The sequence below is a fragment of the Mesorhizobium sp. M7A.F.Ca.CA.002.05.1.1 genome (genome assembly GCF_003998335.1).
Lineage (GTDB): Bacteria > Pseudomonadota > Alphaproteobacteria > Rhizobiales > Rhizobiaceae > Mesorhizobium.
Window position 1 is genome coordinate 1 of sequence record NZ_RZQI01000759.1, and the last position, 2,930, is coordinate 2,930.

The 2,930-nt window shown below is 56.1% G+C and carries 2 protein-coding genes and 1 pseudogene; all 3 read right to left on the bottom strand.

The features are described from left to right. Nucleotides 1–1,738: acyltransferase family protein (locus EN939_RS27960; protein ID WP_164751281.1), on the bottom strand; the 1,738-nt coding region annotated here is incomplete at its 3' end. 83 nt (nt 1,739–1,821) lie between these two features. Next, on the bottom strand, nt 1,822–2,382 hold the full coding sequence (locus EN939_RS27965; RefSeq protein ID WP_063169261.1) for a CpaD family pilus assembly lipoprotein: 561 nt from the start codon (nt 2,380–2,382) through the stop codon (nt 1,822–1,824). A 12-nt stretch (nt 2,383–2,394) separates the two neighbouring features. Next, nucleotides 2,395–2,930 (bottom strand): annotated as a pseudogene (locus tag EN939_RS27970) (type II and III secretion system protein family protein); the annotation flags it as partial.

Genomic DNA, 2,930 nt, shown 5'->3' on the forward strand with positions numbered 1-2,930 from the left:
GTCCTGCGCTGCACAGGAATTTCAGCGGATCGATGAATGTGGCGCCTTTGGTAAATGAGCGCACACGTTCGTTGACGTCGGGGTCCATCGCGATCGGCCAGGACGTATCGTCCAGATTTTGGCGCTTGGCGAAGAACGCAATTTTCCGGACGTCAGTTGGGAACTGCGGAGACTGGCCGATGACAAACACGCGCACGCCCAGGGCACGAAGCGTAGCGATTGTTTGCTGAAGACCGTCGAAACCTCTGACCTCATAGTCACTCCATCTACCGCTGAGGATAACCGTCTTGATGTCCGCTTCCAAGATGACGTCCAAGGCCTTGCGATTGAACCGGACACAATCAAGACGATCGTACGGGTAGTAATAGAGTATCGGCGCGCAGCTGGCGTACGTATATTCAACGATGTTCGCCTGCAATCGATTTATGTTAGCACCCAAGCCGGAAACATAGTGCGCGGCGAAGGAGTCGCCCCACAAAAAAACCGTTGTTGGAAAACCGCTGGTGCGCGTGCAATCCTCCATATTCCAGCTTTCGATCCGGCTGGTGCCCTCGTTGAAACAGATGCCATTCCTCCAGTCCCCGACGGAAATGCGCCGCTGGACATAGTCCGGAAACCGTTGCGGAAAGCCGTTGCCGAGCGCCCCCGCCGCTCCGCCGGCACAAAGGACAACGATCGCGAGCGCTGAAAAGGCGAAGATAGGCCCCGGGGAGGTGAAGGCCCTCTTCTGTCGAAACGGCTGCTCTACAAACTTCCAGGAGAATGCAGCCAATGCGAGGCTTGCCACCAACATCGCACCGGTCATCAACGGATCGAGTTTTTGGAACGAAAGATAGTGCGCGAACGCATTGAGAGGCCAGTGAACAAGATACAACGAATACGAGATGAGCCCAATCCAGACCAGCGGCCTGACTTCGAGCATGCGGGTGGCGACCGTCGAGGGGGTATTTTGGCCAACATAGATCAGAAGGGCCGTTCCGATGCATGGATACAAGGCGTTGTAGCCTGGGAACGGATCACTCGCCGAAATCGCGAAGAACCCGATGGCGAGAAGGCCAAATCCGGCCACCCCCACCGACTCCATCAGGAATCGGTTGCCCAGCGGCGAGGGGCATTTGAGCATGAGCAGGGCGCCCAACATGAGTTCCCAGATTCGGGTCGGCAGCAGATAGAATCCGGCGGTGGGTGCCAGCGATGTCGCCATCACCGCCACTACGAAGCTGCAGAGAATTATCGGAAGAAGTGTCGTCAGCCAGCGCTTCCCGATGTAGCGATAGATTAGGAACATCAGGATTGGTGCGAAGATGTAGTACTGCTCCGCTACGGAAAGCGGCCAAGTGTGCAACAGTGGTAGAAGCGCGGCATCGATAGAGAAGTAACTTGACGTTTTCCAGAAGAAAACGTTCGACCAGAAGGTCGAGGTAGCTATGATGCTAAGACTGAATCCGCGCAGATCCGGTGGCAGAAGAATGAACAATGCCGCAATGCAGGTGAGAAGCATCACAAAGACGAGCGCCGGCAGAATGCGCCGGGCACGGCGCCAGTAGAAGTTGACGATGGAAAATTGGCCGCGTTCAAGGTCATCCAGGAGGCTTCCGCTGGTTAGGTAGCCGGAGATGACGAAGAAGATATCGACCCCGCTAAAGCCACCCGGGATCGCCGAAATTCCGAAATGAAAGAGTACGACCGGAAGTACAGCAACGGCCCTAAGGCCCTCGATATAGCGCCTATATTGCATCCAGCGGTTCCTTTTATTTTAGATCAGGACGCGATTGGAAGCTTTCAATCTCCGGTAGGAGTGCTGCCGAGATAAGGGCGGTATCAGCCACCTTTATCCGTCCCGAATGTTCTGTAAGTTGCAACTGGTACAGAAGCACGATCGCCATCGCCGGCCTTGACGGCCTGATTGTCGAGCAGATCGCGCGGATCGTTGACCATCACGGCCAGGTTATGTCCTGTCGAACAACCAAGCGGCTGTTTGAAGGATTCTTCATTGGGTAAGGCACCATATGAGGGACAGACCGGCGGACGGGCGTGATAGACAATCGCCTCAATTCGCACTGAGCCGGCGTCGTGTTGATCGCGCAATTGAATGTTGTCTTCTTCGATTGCCAACTGCCTGGCCTGATGGGCTACCCCTGCGCTGAGCTGGGGCGAACCGCTGATGAGGAGGTGGATGGCATCGAACCGGCCGCGACTGGCCTTGTCTAGGAAAACACGCAAACGCTGCCGTTCGGAAGCGCGCAGGCTTTGCAACGTCAGGACGGTGGTCTCCTCTCGGACAAGCATTGGTGCCGATGGTTCGACATCAACTGGCGTAGTGCTTGTGCAGCCACTTACGCTTGGTGCCAGAGCGACAAAGAGGATTATAAAACGCAACATCTTTGGATGACACTATTCGATGATGAAGCCGAGACCGCCCTGGGCGCTTGGCGCGCCCGCACGGATAGCAGCGCGGTCTCGCGGGGGACTTGTCACGGAATTCGTCGGAGCGCCCCCTCCGTTCAAAGCCGGTGCCGCCCGCTCGGTCGGTGCGCTCATCTGGTTTGGGTTGGAGCCTGGTCTTACAATGTAAGGCGTAACTAGAATGACCAGTTCTGACTCCTCTTTTTGAAACGAGGTCGAGCGAAAAAGCGGTCCCAGGATCGCCAGTTCTCCGAGCCAGGGAAAGGCCCTGACATCATTGTTGACGTTCCGCCTGATTAGACCGCCGATTGCGAAGCTCTGGCCGCTGGCGAGTTCGACGACCGTATCGGCTCGGCGCGTGGAAACTGCCGGCACGGAAATTCCGTTGATTTGCACGGCACCTTGCGTCGACAGTTCACTGACTTCGGGCGTTACGTGAATGTTGATTTGATTGTTGCTGAGAACTGTCGGCACAAATTCCAGACTGACGCCGAAGTGACGGAATTCAACCGATACCTGCCTGT

What these genes read in the sequence shown, in the direction of transcription:
- EN939_RS27965 (WP_063169261.1), bottom strand. Translation starts at nt 2,382, where the DNA reads ATGTTGCGTTTTATAATCCTCTTTGTCGCTCTGGCACCAAGCGTAAGT.